Origin of the sequence: Planotetraspora mira, assembly GCF_016863275.1 — a bacterium.
Classification (GTDB): Bacteria; Actinomycetota; Actinomycetes; order Streptosporangiales; family Streptosporangiaceae; genus Planotetraspora; species Planotetraspora mira.
This window is the reverse complement of sequence record NZ_BOOO01000002.1, coordinates 302,816-321,100: the sequence shown is the minus strand read 5'-3', so window position 1 is coordinate 321,100 and position 18,285 is coordinate 302,816. Positions and strand designations below refer to the sequence as shown.

Annotated in this window: 16 protein-coding genes; 5 read left to right on the top strand and 11 right to left on the bottom strand. The window is 70.0% G+C overall.

The genetic code is table 11. From position 1 onward, the window contains the following. Positions 1 to 15 precede the first annotated feature (15 nt). Positions 16 to 999 (top strand): ATP-binding cassette domain-containing protein, encoded by a 984-nt coding sequence (locus Pmi06nite_RS03235; protein ID WP_203951279.1) that lies wholly within the window; start codon positions 16 to 18, stop codon positions 997 to 999. Continuing rightward, positions 996 to 1,790, top strand: coding sequence for an ABC transporter permease (locus Pmi06nite_RS03230; protein ID WP_203951278.1), 795 nt, complete (start codon positions 996 to 998; stop codon positions 1,788 to 1,790). The genes Pmi06nite_RS03235 and Pmi06nite_RS03230 overlap by 4 nt, the downstream gene beginning before the upstream one ends. 81 nt (positions 1,791 to 1,871) lie before the next feature. Here the strand turns inward: Pmi06nite_RS03230 and Pmi06nite_RS03225 are convergent, their stop codons facing one another. The 4 genes from Pmi06nite_RS03225 to Pmi06nite_RS03210 all read right to left on the bottom strand — a co-directional run bounded on the left by Pmi06nite_RS03225 (position 1,872) and on the right by Pmi06nite_RS03210 (position 5,179). After that, entirely contained in the window at positions 1,872 to 2,765 is an 894-nt protein-coding gene (locus Pmi06nite_RS03225) for an amino acid ABC transporter permease (RefSeq protein ID WP_203951277.1), read from the bottom strand. Next, entirely contained in the window at positions 2,762 to 3,430 is a 669-nt protein-coding gene (locus tag Pmi06nite_RS03220) for an amino acid ABC transporter permease (RefSeq protein ID WP_203951276.1), read from the bottom strand. Before Pmi06nite_RS03220 ends, Pmi06nite_RS03225 begins: the two co-directional genes overlap by 4 nt. A gap of 78 nt (positions 3,431 to 3,508) precedes the next feature. After that, a complete protein-coding gene (locus Pmi06nite_RS03215) occupies positions 3,509 to 4,369 on the bottom strand; it encodes a glutamate ABC transporter substrate-binding protein (protein WP_203951275.1) in 861 nt (286 codons plus the stop codon). 54 nt (positions 4,370 to 4,423) lie between these two features. Continuing rightward, entirely contained in the window at positions 4,424 to 5,179 is a 756-nt protein-coding gene (locus Pmi06nite_RS03210) for an amino acid ABC transporter ATP-binding protein (protein ID WP_203951274.1), read from the bottom strand. A 292-nt stretch (positions 5,180 to 5,471) separates the two neighbouring features. On the opposite strand from Pmi06nite_RS03210, the gene miaB reads away from it, so the two are divergent. Both miaB and Pmi06nite_RS03200 read left to right on the top strand, forming a co-directional pair. After that, a complete protein-coding gene (gene miaB, locus Pmi06nite_RS03205; protein ID WP_203951273.1) occupies positions 5,472 to 6,983 on the top strand; it encodes a tRNA (N6-isopentenyl adenosine(37)-C2)-methylthiotransferase MiaB in 1,512 nt (503 codons plus the stop codon). Between the two features lie 1,344 nt (positions 6,984 to 8,327). Then, positions 8,328 to 9,050 (top strand): class III extradiol dioxygenase subunit B-like domain-containing protein, encoded by a 723-nt coding sequence (locus tag Pmi06nite_RS03200; protein WP_203951272.1) that lies wholly within the window; start codon positions 8,328 to 8,330, stop codon positions 9,048 to 9,050. A gap of 140 nt (positions 9,051 to 9,190) precedes the next feature. On the opposite strand, the gene Pmi06nite_RS03195 is transcribed toward Pmi06nite_RS03200, so the two are convergent. Then, entirely contained in the window at positions 9,191 to 9,589 is a 399-nt protein-coding gene (locus Pmi06nite_RS03195) for a hypothetical protein (protein WP_203951271.1), read from the bottom strand. 97 nt (positions 9,590 to 9,686) lie between these two features. On the opposite strand from Pmi06nite_RS03195, the gene Pmi06nite_RS03190 reads away from it, so the two are divergent. Then, a complete protein-coding gene (locus Pmi06nite_RS03190; protein ID WP_203951270.1) occupies positions 9,687 to 10,718 on the top strand; it encodes a GlxA family transcriptional regulator in 1,032 nt (343 codons plus the stop codon). A 2-nt stretch (positions 10,719 to 10,720) separates the two neighbouring features. On the opposite strand, the gene Pmi06nite_RS03185 is transcribed toward Pmi06nite_RS03190, so the two are convergent. The 6 genes from Pmi06nite_RS03185 to Pmi06nite_RS03160 all read right to left on the bottom strand — a co-directional run bounded on the left by Pmi06nite_RS03185 (position 10,721) and on the right by Pmi06nite_RS03160 (position 17,412). Beyond that, complete coding sequence (locus Pmi06nite_RS03185) at positions 10,721 to 11,644, bottom strand: ribonuclease Z (protein ID WP_203951269.1); 924 nt, start codon at positions 11,642 to 11,644, stop codon at positions 10,721 to 10,723. 145 nt (positions 11,645 to 11,789) lie between these two features. After that, positions 11,790 to 13,553 (bottom strand): pectin acetylesterase-family hydrolase, encoded by a 1,764-nt coding sequence (locus tag Pmi06nite_RS03180; protein WP_203951268.1) that lies wholly within the window; start codon positions 13,551 to 13,553, stop codon positions 11,790 to 11,792. After that, positions 13,553 to 15,133, bottom strand: coding sequence for a hypothetical protein (locus Pmi06nite_RS03175; protein ID WP_203951267.1), 1,581 nt, complete (start codon positions 15,131 to 15,133; stop codon positions 13,553 to 13,555). The genes Pmi06nite_RS03180 and Pmi06nite_RS03175 overlap by 1 nt, the downstream gene beginning before the upstream one ends. Beyond that, positions 15,130 to 15,984: an ABC transporter ATP-binding protein gene (locus tag Pmi06nite_RS03170; RefSeq protein WP_203951266.1), complete on the bottom strand. Its 855-nt coding sequence runs from the start codon at positions 15,982 to 15,984 to the stop codon at positions 15,130 to 15,132. Before Pmi06nite_RS03170 ends, Pmi06nite_RS03175 begins: the two co-directional genes overlap by 4 nt. Continuing rightward, positions 15,981 to 16,847, bottom strand: coding sequence for an anti-sigma factor family protein (locus Pmi06nite_RS03165; protein ID WP_203951265.1), 867 nt, complete (start codon positions 16,845 to 16,847; stop codon positions 15,981 to 15,983). The genes Pmi06nite_RS03170 and Pmi06nite_RS03165 overlap by 4 nt, the downstream gene beginning before the upstream one ends. A 19-nt stretch (positions 16,848 to 16,866) precedes the next feature. Beyond that, on the bottom strand, positions 16,867 to 17,412 hold the full coding sequence (locus tag Pmi06nite_RS03160) for an RNA polymerase sigma factor (protein ID WP_203951264.1): 546 nt from the start codon (positions 17,410 to 17,412) through the stop codon (positions 16,867 to 16,869). Between the last annotated feature and the right edge of the window lie 873 nt (positions 17,413 to 18,285).

Here is an 18,285-nt window from a genome sequence, read left to right as displayed (position 1 = left end):
TGAGGAGCACCCATCATGACGAACCTGGCCATCGCGGCGAACGGGCTGCGCAAGTCCTACCCCGACAAGAACGGCGACAAGAACAGCGGTAAGAGCGGCGGCAAGGTCGTGCTCGACGGCATCGACCTGGCCGTCCCCGAAGGAACGATCTTCTCTCTGCTCGGCCCCAACGGCGCAGGCAAGACCACCACCGTCCAGATCCTGTCCACCCTGACCCCGGCTGACGGCGGCACCATCCAGGTCGCCGGCCACGACCTGGCCCAAAAGCCCGACGACGTGCGCGGCGCGATCGGCGTCACCGGGCAGTACTCGGCCGTCGACAAGCTGCTCACCGGCGAGGAGAACCTGCTCCTCATGGCAGACCTGCGGCACCTGTCCCGCAGGGAAGGCAAACGCAAGGCCGCCGAATTACTCGAACGCTTCGACCTGGCCGACGCTGCCCGCAAACCCGCCGCGACCTACTCCGGCGGCATGCAACGCCGCCTCGACCTGGCGATGACCCTGGTCGGCGACCCCCGCCTCATCTTCCTGGACGAACCCACCACCGGCCTCGACCCGCGCAGCCGCCGCACCATGTGGCAGATCGTGCGTGAACTCGTCGCCGGCGGCGTCACCATCTTCCTCACCACCCAATACCTCGAGGAAGCCGACGAACTCGCCGACCGCATCGCCCTCCTCGACCACGGACGCCTCATCGCCGAAGGCACCGCCGAAGAACTCAAGCGGCTCATCCCCGGCGGCCACGTCCTGCTGAAGTTCCCCGACCCGAGCCGTCTCGACACCGCCCGCCACCTCCTCGGCGCGGGCACCGCCGACCCCGAGGCGCTCACCCTGCAGGTGCCCAGCGACGGCAGCGTCCACGCGATCCGCGAACTGCTCACCCTCCTGGACGACCACTCCGTCGACATCGACGACATGAGCATCCACACCCCCGACCTCGACGACGTCTTCCTCACCCTCACCGGCCGGCAGAACCAGCAGAAGGAGACCACCCGATGAGCACCGTCACCCTCGCCGCCCGCGACTCGGCCACCATGGTCCGGCGCCAACTCAAACGCCTGCTCCGCTACCCGTCCATGACCGTGCAGCTGGTCATCACGCCCGTCATCATCCTGATCCTGTTCGTCTACGTCTTCGGCGGCACCCTCGGCGCCGGTCTCAGCGACGGACTCAGCAACGGCCTCGGCGGACGCGACGCCTACATCAACTATGTCGTCCCCGGCATCCTGCTCATGGCCGCCGCCACCGCCGCGACCGGAACCGCCGTCATGGTCGCCACCGACATGACCGAAGGCATCATCGCCCGCTTCCGCACCATGCGGATCTCCCGCGCCTCCGTCCTGACCGGCCACGTCGTCGCCAGCGTCATCCAGCAACTCCTCGGCATCGCCGTCGTCATCGGCATCGCCCTGGCCATCGGCTTCCGCCCCAACGCCACCGCACTCGAGTGGCTTGCCGCCGCCGGCCTGCTCACCCTGTTCGTCGTGGCCATCACCTGGCTCGCGGTCGCCCTCGGCCTCAAATCCCCGACCCCCGAAGCCGCGAGCAACGCCCCGATGCCCCTGGTCTTCCTGCCCTTCCTCGGCAGCGGCTTCGTCCCGACCGACTCCATGCCCACCGCCCTGCGCTGGTTCGCCGAGTACCAGCCCTTCACCCCGATCATGGAAACCGTCCGCGGCCTCCTGCTCGGCACCCCGATCGGCAACAGCGCCGCCATCGCCACCGCCTGGTGCGCCGGCATCGCCGCCGTCTCCTACCTCTGGGCCAAGAACACCTTCAACAAGGCCTGACCGTGAACCGGCCGAACAGGGCCGTCAGACCAACAGGTCTGACGGCCCTGACCCTTTCCAGACCTGGTGCGTCTCACTTGATCACGGTGTCGTCTCTTCCGGCAGCCCGGCTCCGGCGCCCAGGCCGACGGCTCCTGGCGGCGCGATCGGCCTGGCGGAGGTCTTCCGGCTGCGCCTGCTCCGCTTCTCCAGCCAGTTGGCCAGGGCGCTGAGCGTCATGTTGAGGCCGATGTAGATGATCCCGATGACGATGGCGGCGGGCACCAGGGAACCGAAGAACACCGCAGGGATGATCTTGAAGCCATAGTTGAGCAGGTCCTCGTAGGCGATGATGTAGCCGAGCGCCGTGTCCTTCAGCAGCACGACGAGCTGGCTCACGATGGCCGGCATCATCGCCGTCACGGCCTGGGGGAGCAGGACCAGCCGCATCACCCCGCCCTTGCGGAGCCCGATCGCGTAGGCCGCCTCCGACTGCCCCCTGGGCACGGCCTGGACACCGGCCCGGACGACCTCGGCGAGCACGGAACCGTTGTAGAGGGTGAGGCCCGTCACCAGCGCGATCAGCGTGTAATCGCCGCTGCCGAGGACGCTGGGCGCGAGATAGGCGAGGAAGAAGATCAGCAGCAGCAGCGGGATCGCACGGGACGTCTCGACGATCGCGCCCGCGGGCACCCTGATCCAGCGGTGGTCGGACAGCCTGGCCAGGCCGAAGACCGCGCCGAAGACCAGTGCGCACACGGCGCCGAGGCCCGCGGCCTTCAGTGTGCCGAGCAGTCCGGGGATGATGTAGTCGGTCCAGGTCGAGGCCTCGATGAACGGGTGCCAGAGCTTCCCCGCCCATTGGCCCTTCTCATCGAACCCGCGGTAGACGAAGTAGAGCACCGCGAGGACCCCGGCCGCGGCGAGCACGGTCAGAGCGTGGTTGCGCAGCCGTGCGCGGGGACCAGGGACGTCGAACAGGACGCTGGAGCTCATCGGGCCACCGCCAGGCGTCGGGCCAGCCATCCGGTCAGGAATCCGATCGGGAGGGTGAAGGCCATGAAGGCGAGGGCGAGCCCGATGAAGATGGGGATCGACACGCCGGTGTCGTCGAAGGTGTCCTTCATGACGAACGCCGACTCCGCCAGATAGCCGGCGGCGACGGACACCGTGGTGTTCTTGATCATTGCGATCATCACGCTGCCCAGGGGACGGATGACGGCGCGGAAGGCCTGAGGCAAGATGATCAGCCGCAGGGACTGGAAGAACGTGAGACCGATGGCGCGCGCGGCCTCGGCCTGGCCCAGCGGCACCGTGTTGATGCCGGACCGGAGCGCCTCTCCCACGAAGGTCGCGGTGTAGGCGGACAGACCGAGCACCACGAGCCAGAATCCGTTGGTGGAGGGCTCGTCGGAGATGGTGAGACCGAGGGTGTCGCTGAGGCCCAGCGCGCTGAAGGCCAGCACCAGCGTCAGCGGTGTGTTCCGTACGACGTTGACGTAGGTGGTGCCCACGGCGCGCAGGACCGGTGTCGGCGAGACCCGCATCGACACGAGGATCGTGCCGAGGATCAGCGAGAGCACCCCGCTCACCAGGGACAGCTTCACGTTCACCAGGAAGCCCGCCGCCAGGTCCGGCGCGTATTTGATCAGGTCATCCATCGTGCTCCACCACGTGACGGCGGCGGCCGGTAACCGGGGAACAGGTCACCGGCCGCCATGGGCGACGGGTCGGACGGCTCAGGCGCAGGGCTCGAACGTGGGTGCGGCGGTGGGGGCCGTGAGCCCCTGTGCCTTGCCGAACCACTTGGCGAACAACTGCTGGGCGGTGCCGTCCTGGTACATCTTGGTGATCGCCGCGTTCACGGCCTCGCAGGTCTTGGTGTCGCCCTTCTTGAGGCCCACGCCGTACTTCTCGTCGGTGAACGGCTGGCCGAGGATCTTGAAGTTCCCGCCGGTCTGGGTGGCGAACCCGGCGAGGATCAGGTCGTCGGTCGTGACCGCGTCGAGGTTGTTGCCGCCGAGCTTGGCCACGCACTCCGAGTAGTTGGCGGCGCCCACGAGCTGGGCGTCGAGGTCGAGCTCGCCGTCCGGCGGCGGGTCGGTGATCCGCTTGTAGGAGTTGGAGCCCGCGGCCTGGCAGATCCGCTTGCCGGCCAGGTCGGTGGGCTTGGTGATCGCGGCGTCGTCACCGCGGACCATCACGTCCTGGTGGGCCACGATGTACGGCCCGCCGAAGGTGACCTTCTGCTTGCGGCTGTCGGTGATCGAGTAGCTCGCGAAGATGATGTCGACCGTGCCGTTGGCGAGGAACGCCTCGCGGTTCGACGAGGCCGACTCCTTCCACGTGATGTCCACGTCGTCGGCGCCTCCGGCAAGCTCCTTGACGACGTACTTGGCCACGTCGACGTCGAACCCCTCCGGCGCCGTGCCCTTCTTCAGGCCGAGGCTCGGCTGGTCCCACTTGGTGCCGACGACGACCGTCTTACCTTCCTTGATCTTGTCGGCGACGTTGGCGTAGGTCTTGTCGCCTCCGCACGCCGCCAGGCCCGCGGACATGGCGGTCACAGCGAGCACAGCCCCGATTCGGCGTAGTCGCATACCTTCCCCCTTCTCTTCCCTGCGCCCGGCCGGTCATGGCCGACACATATGTGGTCAGTGCGTAAGGATCTTGGACAGGAAGTCCCGTGCTCGGTCTGACTTGGGCTGGGTGAAGAACGCCTCAGGAGCGCTCTCCTCGACGATCTGGCCGTCGGCCATGAAGACGACCCGGTGGGCGGCCCGCCGGGCGAAGCCCATCTCGTGGGTGACGACGAGCATCGTCATGCCGTCGCTCGCGAGGCCGACCATCACGTCCAGGACTTCCTGGACCATCTCGGGGTCGAGCGCGGAGGTGGGCTCGTCGAACAGGATCATCTTGGGGTCCATCGCGAGCGCCCGGGCGATGGCGACGCGCTGCTGCTGGCCGCCGGACAGTTGCGCCGGATACTTGGCGGCCTGGGACGCGATGCCGACCCGCTCGAGCAGTTCGAGGCCCCGCTGCTCGGCCTGCTGCCGGGCGATCCCCCTGACCTTGATCGGGCCGAGGGTGACGTTCTCGAGGATCGTCTTGTGGGAGAAGAGGTTGAACGACTGGAACACCATGCCGACCTCGGACCTGAGCTTCGCGAGGGACTTGCCCTCCGCGGGGAGCGTCTGCCCGTCGAACGTGATGTCGCCCGAGTCGATCGTCTCCAGCCGGTTGATCACCCTGCATAACGTCGACTTGCCGCCGCCTGAGGGGCCGATCACGACGACGACCTCGCCGCGGGCGACGCTCAGGTCGATGTCCTTCAGCACATGCAGGGCGCCGAAGTGTTTGTTCACTGCCTCGAGCTTGACTAGAGGGGAAGAGCTACCGGCCTCGGTCATGGTCAACAACGTAGGGGCGTAAATATCGCCAAGTCACTAATCCCTCGGTACCGATCCGATCACAGCCCGCGCACTTCGGGAGGATCCGGACGGTTGTCAACGTGGCTGAAAAGGCCTGGGCGGGCCGATCCAGCGGCGCCGCGATGCTCGTCAGGACCGTTCCCGCGCCAGGTGAAGGGGGTTTTCGGGCGATCCACATCGGGCTTGCGGCCACCGCTCAGGGACCGTTCAGGCGGCCGGTGCTCGCCTGCCGTACGGGATGGGCGGGGGGAGAGCCTAACCTTGTACTGCGATGACTGTGACCACTCAGGGCCCCGAGGGCGCGACCCGGACGTACGAGGTGCGGACCTACGGCTGCCAGATGAACGTGCACGACTCCGAGCGACTGTCCGGGCTGCTCGAGGACGCCGGATATGTCCGCGCCCCCGACGGGGAGACGCCGGACGTGGTCGTGTTCAACACCTGCGCGGTGCGGGAGAACGCCGACAACAGGCTCTACGGGAACCTCGGTCACCTGAGGCCGATCAAGATGGCCCGCGAGGGCATGCAGATCGCCGTCGGGGGATGCCTGGCGCAGAAGGACCAGGGGGAGATCGTCCGCAGGGCGCCCTGGGTCGACGTGGTCTTCGGCACGCACAACATCGGCTCACTTCCGGTGCTGCTGGAGCGGGCCCGCATCGCCGAAGAGGCCCAGGTCGAGATCAAGGAATCCCTGGAGACGTTCCCCTCCACGCTGCCGACCAAGCGGGAGTCGGCCTACGCCGCCTGGGTGGCGATCTCGGTCGGCTGCAACAACACCTGCACGTTCTGCATCGTGCCGTCGCTGCGGGGCAAGGAGAAGGACCGCCGCCCCGGCGACGTGCTCGGTGAGATCCGCACGCTGGTCGATCAGGGCGTCCTGGAGGTCACCCTCCTCGGGCAGAACGTCAACACCTACGGCGTCGAGTTCGGCGACCGGTTGGCGTTCGGCAAGCTGCTGCGGGCGTGCGGCGACGTCGACGGGCTGGAGCGGGTCAGGTTCACCTCGCCGCACCCGGCGGCCTTCACCGACGACGTGATCGCGGCGATGGCCGAGACGCCGAACGTCATGCACCAACTCCACATGCCGCTCCAGTCGGGCTCCGACCGGGTGCTGAAGGCCATGCGCCGGTCGTACCGTTCGGACCGGTATCTCGGGATCATCGAGCGGGTCCGCGCCGCCATGCCGGACGCGGCCATCTCCACCGACATCATCGTCGGCTTCCCCGGCGAGACCGAGGAGGACTTCCAGCAGACGCTCGACGTCGTGCGGCAGTCGCGGTTCGCCAACGCCTTCACGTTCCAGTACTCCATCCGCCCGGGCACCCCGGCGGCCACCATGGACGGCCAGGTGCCGAAGGCGGTCGTGCAGGAACGCTACGAGCGGCTCGTCGCCCTCCAGGAGGAGATCTCCTGGGAGGAGAACAAGAAGCAGACCGGTCGCACGCTCGAGGTGCTCATCGCCGAGGGTGAGGGCCGCAAGGACGACGCGACCCACCGCCTGTCCGGCCGCGCCGCCGACAGTCGCCTGGTGCATCTCGCCGCCGTCGACGCCCGCCCGGGCGACATGGTGACGGTCGAGGTCACCTACGCCGCGCCGCACCACCTCGTCGCCGACAAGGTCCTGGACGTGCGCCGTACGCGTGCGGGCGACGCCTGGGAGGCGCGGCAGGGGCGACCCGCCACCGGCAACGCGGTGAGCCTGGGCATGCCCTCCATCGGGCGTCCCGCTCCCGCGCCGGAGTCGTCGGACGGTTGCTCCGTCCTGTCGCCTCTCGGGAACTAACCGCCGGCCGTCAGGTCGGCGACCACGCGGTAGCAGTAGTCCCGGCGGGCGTCGTGGTAGGTCGCGCACGGATCGGGGAGGCGGCTGGGACCGGGCCGAGGCGCGAGCGCGGTGGGGCCGGGCTGAACCGGGTTTGGGCCGGGCTGAACCGGAGTAGGACCGGGCTGAACCAGGTTTGGGCCGGGCTGAACCGGGGCGGGACCGGGCCGATCCGGGTTTGGGCCGGGCTGAGGCGCCGCCGATCTCGCGGCGCCGGGCGGAGCCTGGGCCGGTGTCACTTCCCGGGGCGCTCGCGCGGCCGGTGCCGCAGGGGCCGGTTTCTCCACGGGCATGCGCGGGGGCAGGACGGGGCGCGGCGCCGGGCTGGTGGGGAGCTCATTCCGACCCGGATGTCCGGGGTTCCGTCGATCGGGGTGCTTCGGGGGAGTGCCTGGACGCGTTTCGGGGGCACCCGGTTGTTCGGCCGGGTCTGTCGGGGAAATCGTGTCGGGCGGCACTTCGCCGGCCCCTTGTGCGCCGGGAGCCTCCCCGGCCACCACACCGGGCGCCCATGTCGCCTCTGGATTCTCAGGGATCGTCTCCGGGGGCGTGGTCGGCGCCTGGACGATGAAGGACGCCGGCGCGGCCGAAGGAGTCGCCGGTTCGTGGGCGACGTCTCCGTTCGACGACAGGGCCAGGACGATGCCGAGCCCGGCGAGGCCGACGACGCTCATGACGCCCATTAGGGCGAGAGCCGTACGGGGCCGCTGGGGATGCCCGGTGCGTGGCGGGGGAGAAAAGTCCGACAATGCCGTGATTCTTCCGTTATTGTTCGGCGACCATTTCGTTATCGCCCAAGTGTTGCTTGCCTCTCCCTCACCCCGCCCCCCAATTCCCCAAACATCTCCCGCGTGATCACGCACAAGTCCCGCGTGATCATGCACAAGTTCGGAGACGGTGGCCCCTGCCAGCCCCAACACCGGGCGTGATCATGCACAGGTTCGGATGAATGGCCGTTGACCTGCACATATAGAGTTCGTGATCATGCGTAAATTCGTGTTGATGTCCGCTGACCTGCTGGTTTGCCCCCCGTGATCATGCACCAGGCCGGGAAGTGCCTGATCACGTACGGCGAAGCCGCAGGTGGGCGACCCTGTGGCCGAGCCTGTGCATGATCACGAATGACGTGGTCCCAGGTGGGCGCCGTGATCCACGAATCTGTGCATGATCACGACTGGGATCGTGGCTGGTCAGATGGCCTGCCGCCGAATCTGTGCATGATCACGCCGAGAAAAGGGCCAGGCGGGGGAGCTGATCCACGAAGGTGTGCATGATCACGGGCGGGGGTGTGGGTAGGGTGGGTGGGTGCTGGTCGCAGCGGGTGTATGCCCGCATCCTCCGCTGATCGTGCCGGAGCTGGCCGGAGCCGCGGCGCCAGAGCTCGACGATCTCCGTGTCGCCTGCGCCGAGGTGATCCGCTCCCTTGTCGACGGAGATCCCGATCTGCTGGTGGTCGTCGGGCCGGCCGAGAGTTCCGCCACCTATCCGGGCGATGCGGCGGGGACCATGGGGCCCTGGGGGGCGGACGTCCGCGCCGGCCGGGGGGAGCCGGTCCTTCCGCTCTCACTGACCATCGGCAGATGGCTGCTCGAGAGATACGCCCCGGACCCCGACGATCTGCCGGCACTGCGCTTCGAGGCCGTGGCCGCCGACACGTCGCCCGATGACTGCGCCGCCCTGGGCCGGGGCATAGCCCGGTCCGCCGATCGGGTCGCGCTCCTGGCCATGGGGGACGGCTCGGCCAGGCTCACCGAGAAGTCTCCCGGATATCTGCATCCCGACGCCGTGCCGTACAACGACATGATCGGTGAGGCGATCGCGGCGGGGGAGACCGGCCTGCTCGCAGACATGGACCCGGCGATGGCCGAGGAGTTGTGGGTCGGCGGCAGGACGGCGTTCCAGGTTCTCGCGGCCGCCGCGGTCGAAGCGGCCGAGAAGTGCGTCAGCGGGGCGCTCTACGACGACGCCCCGTACGGTGTCGGCTACTTCGTCGCGCGGTGGTCCTTCGAAAGGACGCGCCCGTTGTGAGCCGATCATCCGGGGAACGGTTCGAGGAGGTTCGCCGGAGGATTCGGTCAGGGGTCACTCCTTGCGTACCAGGGCGTTCAGCACGCCGAACGGCGGCGTCCTGCGACTGCTGTCCGCCCTGACCGAGACAGGCCCGGTGCTCAATGTGCGTACTCGTCGCGGCGCCACAACATCGCGACGAGCATGAGCGGGAACATCGCCACGTGCGCGATGACCATCAGCGACTCGCCGTCGACGACGTACAGCCACAGGAGAGGGAAGAGCGGCAGCGCGGGAGCGAACATGGCGCCGCACATCTCCAGGGTCGGCGCCCAGCCGTGCCCGCGATACCGCATCCACGCGGCCATGCCCACGGACATGTCGAACGCCATGAGCAGGTAGGCGAGTTCGGGATCCCGTTCGTGTGAGAACCCGAGCCCTGCGGCGCCCAGGAGCAGTCCGAGGAGGATCATCCCGGCGAACATGGCGATGATCATCTCGATGTAGTGCCGGATGAATCCCAGCCGTCGGGAGCGGGTGTCCGATGTCGTCGAAGTCATGCCCCAACGGTGTTTCCCCGCCGGCCGGTGGCCAAGGAAGGTGGATGTGCCGGTCCGAATACTTGGGCTCCCTGTCTTTGCGACATAGTGTCGTGCCATGGCGGAACGGCGGGTCGTCGTCATCGGGTACGACGCGGCGGAGTTGCTCGACATCGCGTGCGTGACCACGGCGCTCCAGATGGCGAACGCCGAGGGCGCGTCGCCCTGTTACATCGTGCGCCTGGCCGCCCCCGGAGGCCGGCCCATCACCTGCGGCACAGGCCTGACGCTCCAGGTCCAGGAATCGCTGGAACGGGTCATCGGCCCCCTCGACACGCTCGTCGTGGTCGGCGGAATCGGGCACGAGGCCGCGGCCCGCGACCGGTCGATCATCGGTCATGTCCGGCGTCTCGCGCGGGAGAGCCGCCGTACGGCGTCGGTGTGCACCGGGGCGGGCATCCTCGCGGCGGCGGGCCTGCTCGACGGCCGGCGGGCCACGACTCATTGGCAGTGGGCGGACACGTTCGCCGCGCGCAATCCGGATGTCGTCTTCGATCCGGGCCCGATCTTCATCAGGGACGGGAACACGATCACCTCGGCGGGGGTCACCAGTGCCCTGGACCTCACGCTCGCCCTCATCGAGGAAGACCACGGCCCCGAACTGGCGCGCCGGGTGGCCCGCAATCTGGTGATCTACATGCAACGGCCCGGCAACCAGGCCCAGATGAGCATGTTCACGACCGCGCCTCCTGTCGCGGACGGCCTGGTCAGGAGGATCGTCGACCACATCAATGGCGACCTGTCGGCGGACCTGACCACGGCGACGCTGGCGGTCGCCGCCGGAGTGAGCGAACGGCATCTGACCCGGCTGTTCCTGCGGCACGTGGGACGGACACCGGGCCGGTTCGTACGGCAGGCGCGCATTGAGGCCGCGGCGCACCTCCTGGCCACCACCTCCCTACCCGTCGCCGTCGTGGCGGCGCGCTGCGGTTTCGGCACGGCCGAGACCCTGCGCCAGGCGTTCGTGGACCGATACGGCATTCCACCGTCGCGCTACCGGTCCGTGAACTCGTCCACGTCCACGTCCACGTCCATGTCCGCGTCCAAGGACACAGTCGCCACCACGGCCATGTCCACGTCGCGCGCCTGAGGTCAGGGACGCCGGCGCGGGACCGGAACCCGCGTCAGGTCGCGAGCTGTGACGATCTCGCCGCCGAACGCCTTCGCGGCCTCCTCGACGAAACGTGGCTCGTCCGCGAAGGAGTACCGCTCGGAGAAATGGGTCAGCACGAGGCGCCGCACTCCGCAGGCCCGCGCGACCTGGCCCGCCTGGGCCGCCGTCAGGTGGCCGTACTCGGCGGCCAGCGCCTCCTCCTCTGACAGGAAGGTCGACTCGATCACCAGGAGGTCGACCCCGTCAGCCAGCGCGTACACGCCGTCGCACAGGCGGGTGTCCATGACGAAGGCCGCGCTCTGCCCCGGTCTCGGCACGCTGCAGTCCGCCAGCGACACGACCGAGCCGTCGTCCAGCGTCACCGAGCCCTCCCGCTGCAACTCGCCGATCATCGGTCCGGCGATCCCTCGAGCGGCCAGTTCGTCGGGCAACATCCGCCGGCCGTCGGGCTCGTCGACGCGGTAGCCGTACGACTCGACGGGGTGGGAGAGGGGCCGGGCGGTCAGGGTCACGGGTCCCGCCGGCCACTGGACGACGTCGCCGGAGGCCGGGCGCGGGGTGATCGCCGACGTGTCGGCGAACGCGGCGGCATGGCGCAGCCGTCGCCAATACGTCTCTCCGCTCGCCGGATAGGCCGCCTGTACGGCGTGGCTCACCTTGTCGCGCGCGATGCGCTGCACGACGCCGGGCACACCGAGGCAGTGGTCGCCGTGGAAGTGCGTGACGCAGATCCAGGTCACGTCGTGCGCGCTCACCCCGGCCATCGTCATCTGCCGCTGGGTGCCCTCGCCCGGGTCGAACAGGAAGCCATGACCGTCCCAGAGCAGCAGGTAGCCGTTGTGGTTGCGGTGCCGGGTCGGCACCGCGCTTGCCGTGCCCAGGACGACGAGCTCGCGGGTCATGCGGGTCAAACTACCGCCCGCCGCCGGGTGCCGGTCGTTCACGTCAAGCCACCGCGCTGAGCCGCCAACGGCCGGATTGTGTGCTCGGCGTCGCACCAGGCACTGACCGCCCGATCGTGGATCGGCTGACTTGGGGCCTCTGTCGTCACTGGTTGCATGTGTCGCAGTGGACGTCGCTGGGCGATTTGCCGGTTACGAGCTGTTTGAGCCAGTCGATCAAGCGGACGTCGTTGACCTTGAGGTCGTAGAACCTGTCGAACTCGAAGAGTCCGTGGCCCTTGCCGGGCGCCGTATAGCTGTGCAGGGTCACCCCGGCGGTCTCGATCGCGGTCTCGTTGGCGTCGATGACGGTCAGGAGGTTCGGTGGGTTCCCGGGCATCCATGTGGTCACCTCCACTGCGGCGGCGGGGTCGAAGGCGTGGTCGAAGCGGGACAGGACGAGTTCAGGAGCATGATGGACGGCTTGGACCCAGAACCGGGGGATGCCCCAGTTACGGACGGTGAGCCCGTCGACCGCCCAGGCGGGCACGGCGTCATAGGCACCCCACGCCTTGGCGAGGACCTTGGCGTTGAAGTCGGGATTGTCGGGCCAGGCGCCGGACTGCGCACCGAACACGGTGACCTTGGCGTGCGGAAGCCGGTCGGCGACCAGGCCGCCGTAGAGGGGAGCGGCGATCGACCCCGCGGTCTTGCCTATGACGACGACCTGCGCGGCGTTCGGATAGTGCGTGGCGAGGTAGTCGAGCGCCGCGGTGCCGTTGACATAGCCGCGGTGCTGGACGGTCAGCGTCGGTGAGTACTTCTGGGCGACGTTGCCGAGGTGCGCGTCACCGGTGCAGGAGCTCAGGTAGATGATCGAGTATCCGGCGAACGGGTTGTCGGCCCGGGTCAGGTCGAAGAAGCCGGACTTCTGGTCGTACGGTCTCTCGCCGCCCTCGTCGTTCCAGTCGTAGAAGTCGTTCTCGCCCGGCTGGCCGGTGCTGGTGAAGGCGCACATCGTGGCGTCCCAGCAAACGCCTCCGCCATTCAGGAACAGCACGACCCTGGTCGGATCGGCCTGCCGTTCCCAGAAGGAGAACCGGCTGCCGTTGGCACACTGGCAGGCGCCTCCCGGCACGATCTGTCTCCACGCGGGCGTTCCGGTGTCGATGCCCCCCGACGGCGGCGCGGTGCGCTGTTCGCTGTCACTGCGGAAGGCGAACACCGTACCCCCGCCCACCAGCAGTATCAGGACGGCGATGACGGTGAGCCGCCATCCGCGCGGAACCGGCCGCCGTTCCCGCTCATGGCCGGCCCACAGGAACGAGACGAGCGCGATCGCGAGGACGGCAGTCCAGCGGTCGTGCGACGCTGTCCAGTCCGGGTCGGTGGGCGTGAGGATCAGTGCCGCCGAGTGCGGCAGGAACCAGGCGACGGCTGCGAGCAACAGCACGGCTGGCGCCGCGATGACGCCCGTGTTCCCGTCGGCGGTGCGCCGCTGCGCGATGGCGGCCAGGGCGAGGGCGGCGGTCAGCAGGGTCGCTGCCTCCAGCGTCAACGCGGCGACGGGCAGGTGTGCGGCGGCCGCGTGGTGGCCGGTCGTCTTCGCGAGGCCGAGAGTGAGCGTCCACCACAGCGCGACGGCCGGCACGGCCAGGGTGACCCGAACCAGGTTGCGGGCCACGCGCGGAGTCGGCACCGTGGGGGTGCTGCGGGTGGCGGGGTCGTCGAGTAGGAAGGCCGCGCCGAGCGCGACGCAGATCGCCGCGATGCGGGCCAGCGTGGTCAGGTGGGTGGCGGTCAGCCTCTCGGTGAGCACCTCGGGTACCAGCAGGACGGCCGATCCCAGGGCCGCGCCGAGCACCATCGGCCGCCACGTGATGGCGTGCGCGGTGGACCGCATCAGCGGGTACAGGGTCCTGGTGTTCATCAGCAGGCCGTGCTCGTGGCCGGGGCAGGTACGCCGAGGATCTGCGCGGCCTGCGCGGCGGTTGTGCCGGGCGCGGTCAGCGTGGCCCACGACTGCTGGACGCGGGCGGCGATGTCGGCGCGCGGGCGGGCCAGCGCCTGCGTCGCCACCGTGAGTTCGGGCGTCGGTACGTAGACGGTCGGGAACCGCTGCGTTTCGTAGAACGAGACGCCACCCCGTTCATCGCGCGCGTCCTCGGCGAGCAGGCCCAGCCCGGTGCCGGCGTGTGTGCTGGCCTGCCCGGCGAGCCAGACCACGAGCACGCCCGCGCCGCCGCAGGCGGTGGCGCCGTCGCGTTGCTCGATGGGTGCCTCGCCGGTCTGGCCGGTGACCAGCCGATATGCGACCTGCCCGGCGAGGTTGGCGGCGGCGGGGCTGTCACCCCAGCTGGTGTCGATGCCGATCGCGCCGGGGGTGCCGGCGGCAGCGTCGTCCGCCCGCCAGGCGGCGAGCAGCTGCTCCGGCCCGGTCCCGCGGTCGAAGGCCGGGATCGCGATGCGTTGCCGGACGGTCAGCTGCGTGGACCGGGCCGTGGCGGGTACCCGGGCCACGACAGCCTGCACGACTGTGTTCCACGCGGGGATCCAGCGGCTGAACTCCGCGAAGGCGCAGTAGGTGACGTGTCCGAGCTCCTGGCAGGTCTCGTGCTGGGACGGCTGGTTCATTACCGCGATCCGGGCCGCGGTGACGGCGGGACTCGGCGGGGACAGCTGGGCCGTGCCGCCCGCCACCGTGCAGGCCAGCGCCACCGCCCCGGCCCCGGCCACCCGGACGCCACGGGCGCCGGCGCGCAGCACGGCGGCGGTGGCCAGCAGCCCGGCCAGGCCGAGGAGGTACCCGAGGTGGGCCGCGGCCGGGCGGGCCAGCAGGGATACCGGTATGGGCATCATGGGGGTCGGCTGGCCCTGCGGTGCCAGCCACAGGGCCTTTCCGCCGTTGGTGAGCGGCTCCAGGAAGACGAGGCCGGCCAGCAGGACGAGCAGCGCCAGGGGTGCGACGACCGCCGACCGGGTGAGCCGGCCCAGCAGGACGCCGAGCGCGCCGAGCAGCAGGACAGTGGCCGGCCCGACCGCCAGCTCGTACGGGTTCGGGTGGCCCGCGGCCGGGGCGCAGATCGCGAGGACCGCCATGCGGGCGAGGATCAGGACGGCGCCGACCACGGCCAGCGGGAGCGGGGCGAGCAGGTGCGCGAGGGTACGTGCGTGGTCCGGGAGGATGAGCACCCGGCTGAGGCCCGTGGTGCCGTCGCGGTGCGCCCGCAGGACGGCGAGGTTGCCGACGATCAGCGCGGCGCCGCCGAGCAGAATCATCATGCCCATCGCGCTGTCGTGGTCGAGTTCCTGCAGCACCGGGTAGCGGGTGGTCTTGGTCGTGAACCAGTCGGACACCCACAGGCCGGCCAGGAGGAGGGTCGCGGCCACGGTCACCGGGTGCCGGAGCATCCGGACCATCTCCACCCGGGCCAGGGCCAGGACGGCTCGGCGCGGGGCCGAGGCGTCGGCCGCCGGGGAGCCGGGTGCTTCGGCCACCACTGCGGTCATGCCGCACGCCCCGCGAGGCTCGCGGCGTCGATCACCATCAGATACCCGTCCTCGATGCTCGGATCGACCAGCCGCGCGCCGGGCGGCGGGTCGCCGATGTTGTGATAGTCACCGTTGCCGGTGCGCCACGCGGCGAGCGCGCCATCCGCGCGGGCCGGGCTGGTCCACACCCGACCGCGCGCCACGCCGGCCAGTGCCACAGGCTCGCCCTCGAACGGGATCCGGCCCTGGTTCAGGACGATGACGCGCTGGCATACGGTGGCCACGTCCTCGGTTTGGTGGGTGGACAGCAGCACGGTGCGTCCCTCGCCGATATGCGCGATGAGCTCCCGGAACCGCAGCCGCTGCTCAGGATCCAGGCCGACGGTGGGCTCGTCGAGGATCACCAGTGCCGGGTCGTCGAGCAGTGCCGCGGCCAACCCGACGCGCTGGCGCATACCACCGGACAAGGCTTTGATCTTCTTGCCGCGCTGGTCGTCCAGGCCGACCGCGTGCAGCACCCGGCGTACCTCGTCGTGCCGGCCGGCCACGATCTCCTTGAGGATCGCGATGTAGTCGACGAACTCGAACGCCGTGAAGTGCGGGTGGAAGCCGGGGTTCTGCGGCAGGTACCCAAGGCGGCGCCGGACCGCCAGTCGGCCGGCGGCGCCGCGCGGGTCCGCGCCGAGGATGCGCAACTGCCCGGCGTCCGCCGGGATCGCGGTGGCCAGGATGCGCAGCAGCGTGGTCTTGCCCGCCCCGTTCGGCCCGAGCAGCCCGGTGACCCCGTCGTCCAGCGCGAACGACACGTCTTTCAGGGCCGTCGTGCGCCCGAACCGCAGGGACAGTCCCTCGGCCTGCACCGTCGTCACGTCGTCCTCCTCGTGGTCGGGTCGGCGGTGCGACCCAGGTGGTGGTTGGTATCGAAGGCGGCGCGGACCTTCCACAGGGCCATCGCCGCCGCGGCGGCGATGGCCGCGAGCCCGGCCTGGCCGGGCGCGGTGAACAGGACCGACTCGCCGGTGGTGACGTGCACGGTGGCCCCCAGCAGCGCCAGCCAACCGAACCCCACGGCGAGCGCCGCCGTGACCGGGCCGAACCGGGGCGTCAGCGCCAGACTCAACAGGGTCAACGCCAGCGACGGTGCAAGCCAGCCGAGCACCACCGGGCTGTACTCCGGCATGGCGAGGCTGGCCACGCCGGTCAGCGCCGTGGTCGCGGACAGCACCGCCGCGCAGCGCAGCAACAGCAGGCGGAAGGTGTGCAGCGGCGCGACGACGGCCAGTTCGTAACTGGGGTCAACGCGCGGGCCGAACGAGATCGCCACGCCGATCAGCGGAAGCAGCGGGGCGATCGCGAGCAGGGGGATCGGTACCGTATTCGACCGTGCCAGGTGCGCGGCGGCCGTGGTGACCGCGAGGGCGAAGCCCACCGCGGTGAGCCACGATCTGCGCAGCGCCGGTGTGCAGGCCAGCAGTCGGGCGGTGTGCGCCGGCAGGCCCAGCCGCACCAGCAGCGCCTCGACCGGGCCCGGCCGGGGGGCGTCCAGCTCTGCGTCCAGCCGTGCCCAGCCGGCCCGGACCGCTGCCGGATCGACGTGCTCCGCCAGCCGTTGCCGGCAGCGCGGGCAGGCCGCGAGGTGTGTCTCGGTCGACCATAGCCACGGCGGCTGTGCCGCGCCGTCGGCGTATGCCCGCAAGTCGTCGTCCGCGACGTGCCAGTCACGGGCGCTCATCGCCCACCTCCCGGGGTCGTCATGTCAGGTCCCCACGCAGTTGCCGCCGCGCCCGCATCGCCCGGGTCTTGACCGTGCCCACCGGGATGCCCAGCAGCGCCGCCGCCTCGTGCGTGCTCAGCCCGTCCAGCACCGTGGCCTGCATCACCGCGCGCAGCTCCGGGGACAGGCGGGCCAGCGCCCCAGCCAGGTCGCCATGCTCCACGCCCAGCAGCAGCTCCTCCTCCGCCGAGGGCGCGGTACGCCAGCGGTGACCGGACAGCAGCCGCAGCAGCCGGTCCCGGGCGTGCTGCCCGCGGATCGCGTCGACCAGCCGTCGGAACCCGATCTGCCACAGCCAGCCGGCGACGTCACCGCGCTCCCGGTACCGGGCCGAACCGCGCCATACCGCCAGGAACGTCTCCTGCACCGCGTCGTCCACCAGCGCCGCGTCCGGGCACCGGTACCGCAGCCGGGTCGCCAACCACGGCCCGTAACGCCGGTACAGCGCCTCGAACGCGGCGCGGTCGCCGGCCGCGGTCGCGGCCAGCAACTCCGCGTCGCTCTGCTCAGGTACGGCGCTCACACCCCATCATCGGATCGAGCCCGTTCGACGGTTCACGCTTCGGTTCGCAACGTGCCGGCCACGGGGTGGCGGGCCCCGGCTGGCCCGGCAGCGCGATGCCGCTACTAACCCCGCCAGGTAAATCTGGACACCGTCAGGTGGTGGAGGGTGATGGGCTGATCTCCAGCGGAGGTGAGCAGTCCACTTTGCGACGCGGCCGGGGATGGCCCGAGTGGCTCGGTCGGGGAGTTGAGAGTCGGTCAGGACACCGGGCTGGCGGCGATATCGAGATAGTCCGATTTGGCGGCTGTTGGCCGGACATAGCGGGCAACGCCAGACTCGACAACGGGGACGAGATCGCTCATGGGACCCCTCCTAGAGTTCTTACCCTAAGGAAAGATCTACCCGTTGTGGTTGCGGTGCCGGGTCGGCACTGCGCTTGCCGTGCCCAGGACGACGAGCTCGCGGGTCATGCGGGTCAAACTACCGTCTGCCGGACGCTCTCCAGCGTGTGCCGGAGCGCCAGGGCGGCCACCGCCGCTGGTCGTGAGTACAGGGCCGGTCGACGCCCGGCAGTTCGAGATGTTTGCGGCGAGAACCTTCTCTACAAGGTCATGGCGGCCCTAACCGGGCCGCACGCGGCGCCCTCACGGCGTACGCCGCCGCCTCCCCCTAGCGCTCCCGGCGGACAGCGCGCAAACAACGCCGGAGGGCTGGCGCGGACGAGTGGAAGGGCCGCCAGGTGACAGTACAAGTCCGCTCACAGGGGATGTCGGGCTGAGCTGGAAGTGCCCGCCAGGTGCCGGCCGCGCGTGGTGATGCCTCCGGCGGGGGCTCCGGCTCCGGGGTGGTGTTCGAACGTACGTGCGGGTTGTGGGGGTGGGTGACCATCCC

Coding starts and splice junctions, on each gene's coding strand:
- Pmi06nite_RS03235 (WP_203951279.1), top strand. CDS start 16: ATGACGAACCTGGCCATCGCGGCGAACGGGCTGCGCAAGTCCTACCCC.
- Pmi06nite_RS03230 (WP_203951278.1), top strand. CDS start 996: ATGAGCACCGTCACCCTCGCCGCCCGCGACTCGGCCACCATGGTCCGG.
- Pmi06nite_RS03225 (WP_203951277.1), bottom strand. CDS start 2,765: ATGAGCTCCAGCGTCCTGTTCGACGTCCCTGGTCCCCGCGCACGGCTG.
- Pmi06nite_RS03220 (WP_203951276.1), bottom strand. CDS start 3,430: ATGGATGACCTGATCAAATACGCGCCGGACCTGGCGGCGGGCTTCCTG.
- Pmi06nite_RS03215 (WP_203951275.1), bottom strand. CDS start 4,369: ATGCGACTACGCCGAATCGGGGCTGTGCTCGCTGTGACCGCCATGTCC.
- Pmi06nite_RS03210 (WP_203951274.1), bottom strand. CDS start 5,179: ATGACCGAGGCCGGTAGCTCTTCCCCTCTAGTCAAGCTCGAGGCAGTG.
- miaB (WP_203951273.1), top strand. CDS start 5,472: ATGACTGTGACCACTCAGGGCCCCGAGGGCGCGACCCGGACGTACGAG.
- Pmi06nite_RS03195 (WP_203951271.1), bottom strand. CDS start 9,589: ATGACTTCGACGACATCGGACACCCGCTCCCGACGGCTGGGATTCATC.
- Pmi06nite_RS03190 (WP_203951270.1), top strand. CDS start 9,687: ATGGCGGAACGGCGGGTCGTCGTCATCGGGTACGACGCGGCGGAGTTG.
- Pmi06nite_RS03185 (WP_203951269.1), bottom strand. CDS start 11,644: ATGACCCGCGAGCTCGTCGTCCTGGGCACGGCAAGCGCGGTGCCGACC.
- Pmi06nite_RS03180 (WP_203951268.1), bottom strand. CDS start 13,553: ATGAACACCAGGACCCTGTACCCGCTGATGCGGTCCACCGCGCACGCC.
- Pmi06nite_RS03175 (WP_203951267.1), bottom strand. CDS start 15,133: ATGACCGCAGTGGTGGCCGAAGCACCCGGCTCCCCGGCGGCCGACGCC.
- Pmi06nite_RS03165 (WP_203951265.1), bottom strand. CDS start 16,847: ATGAGCGCCCGTGACTGGCACGTCGCGGACGACGACTTGCGGGCATAC.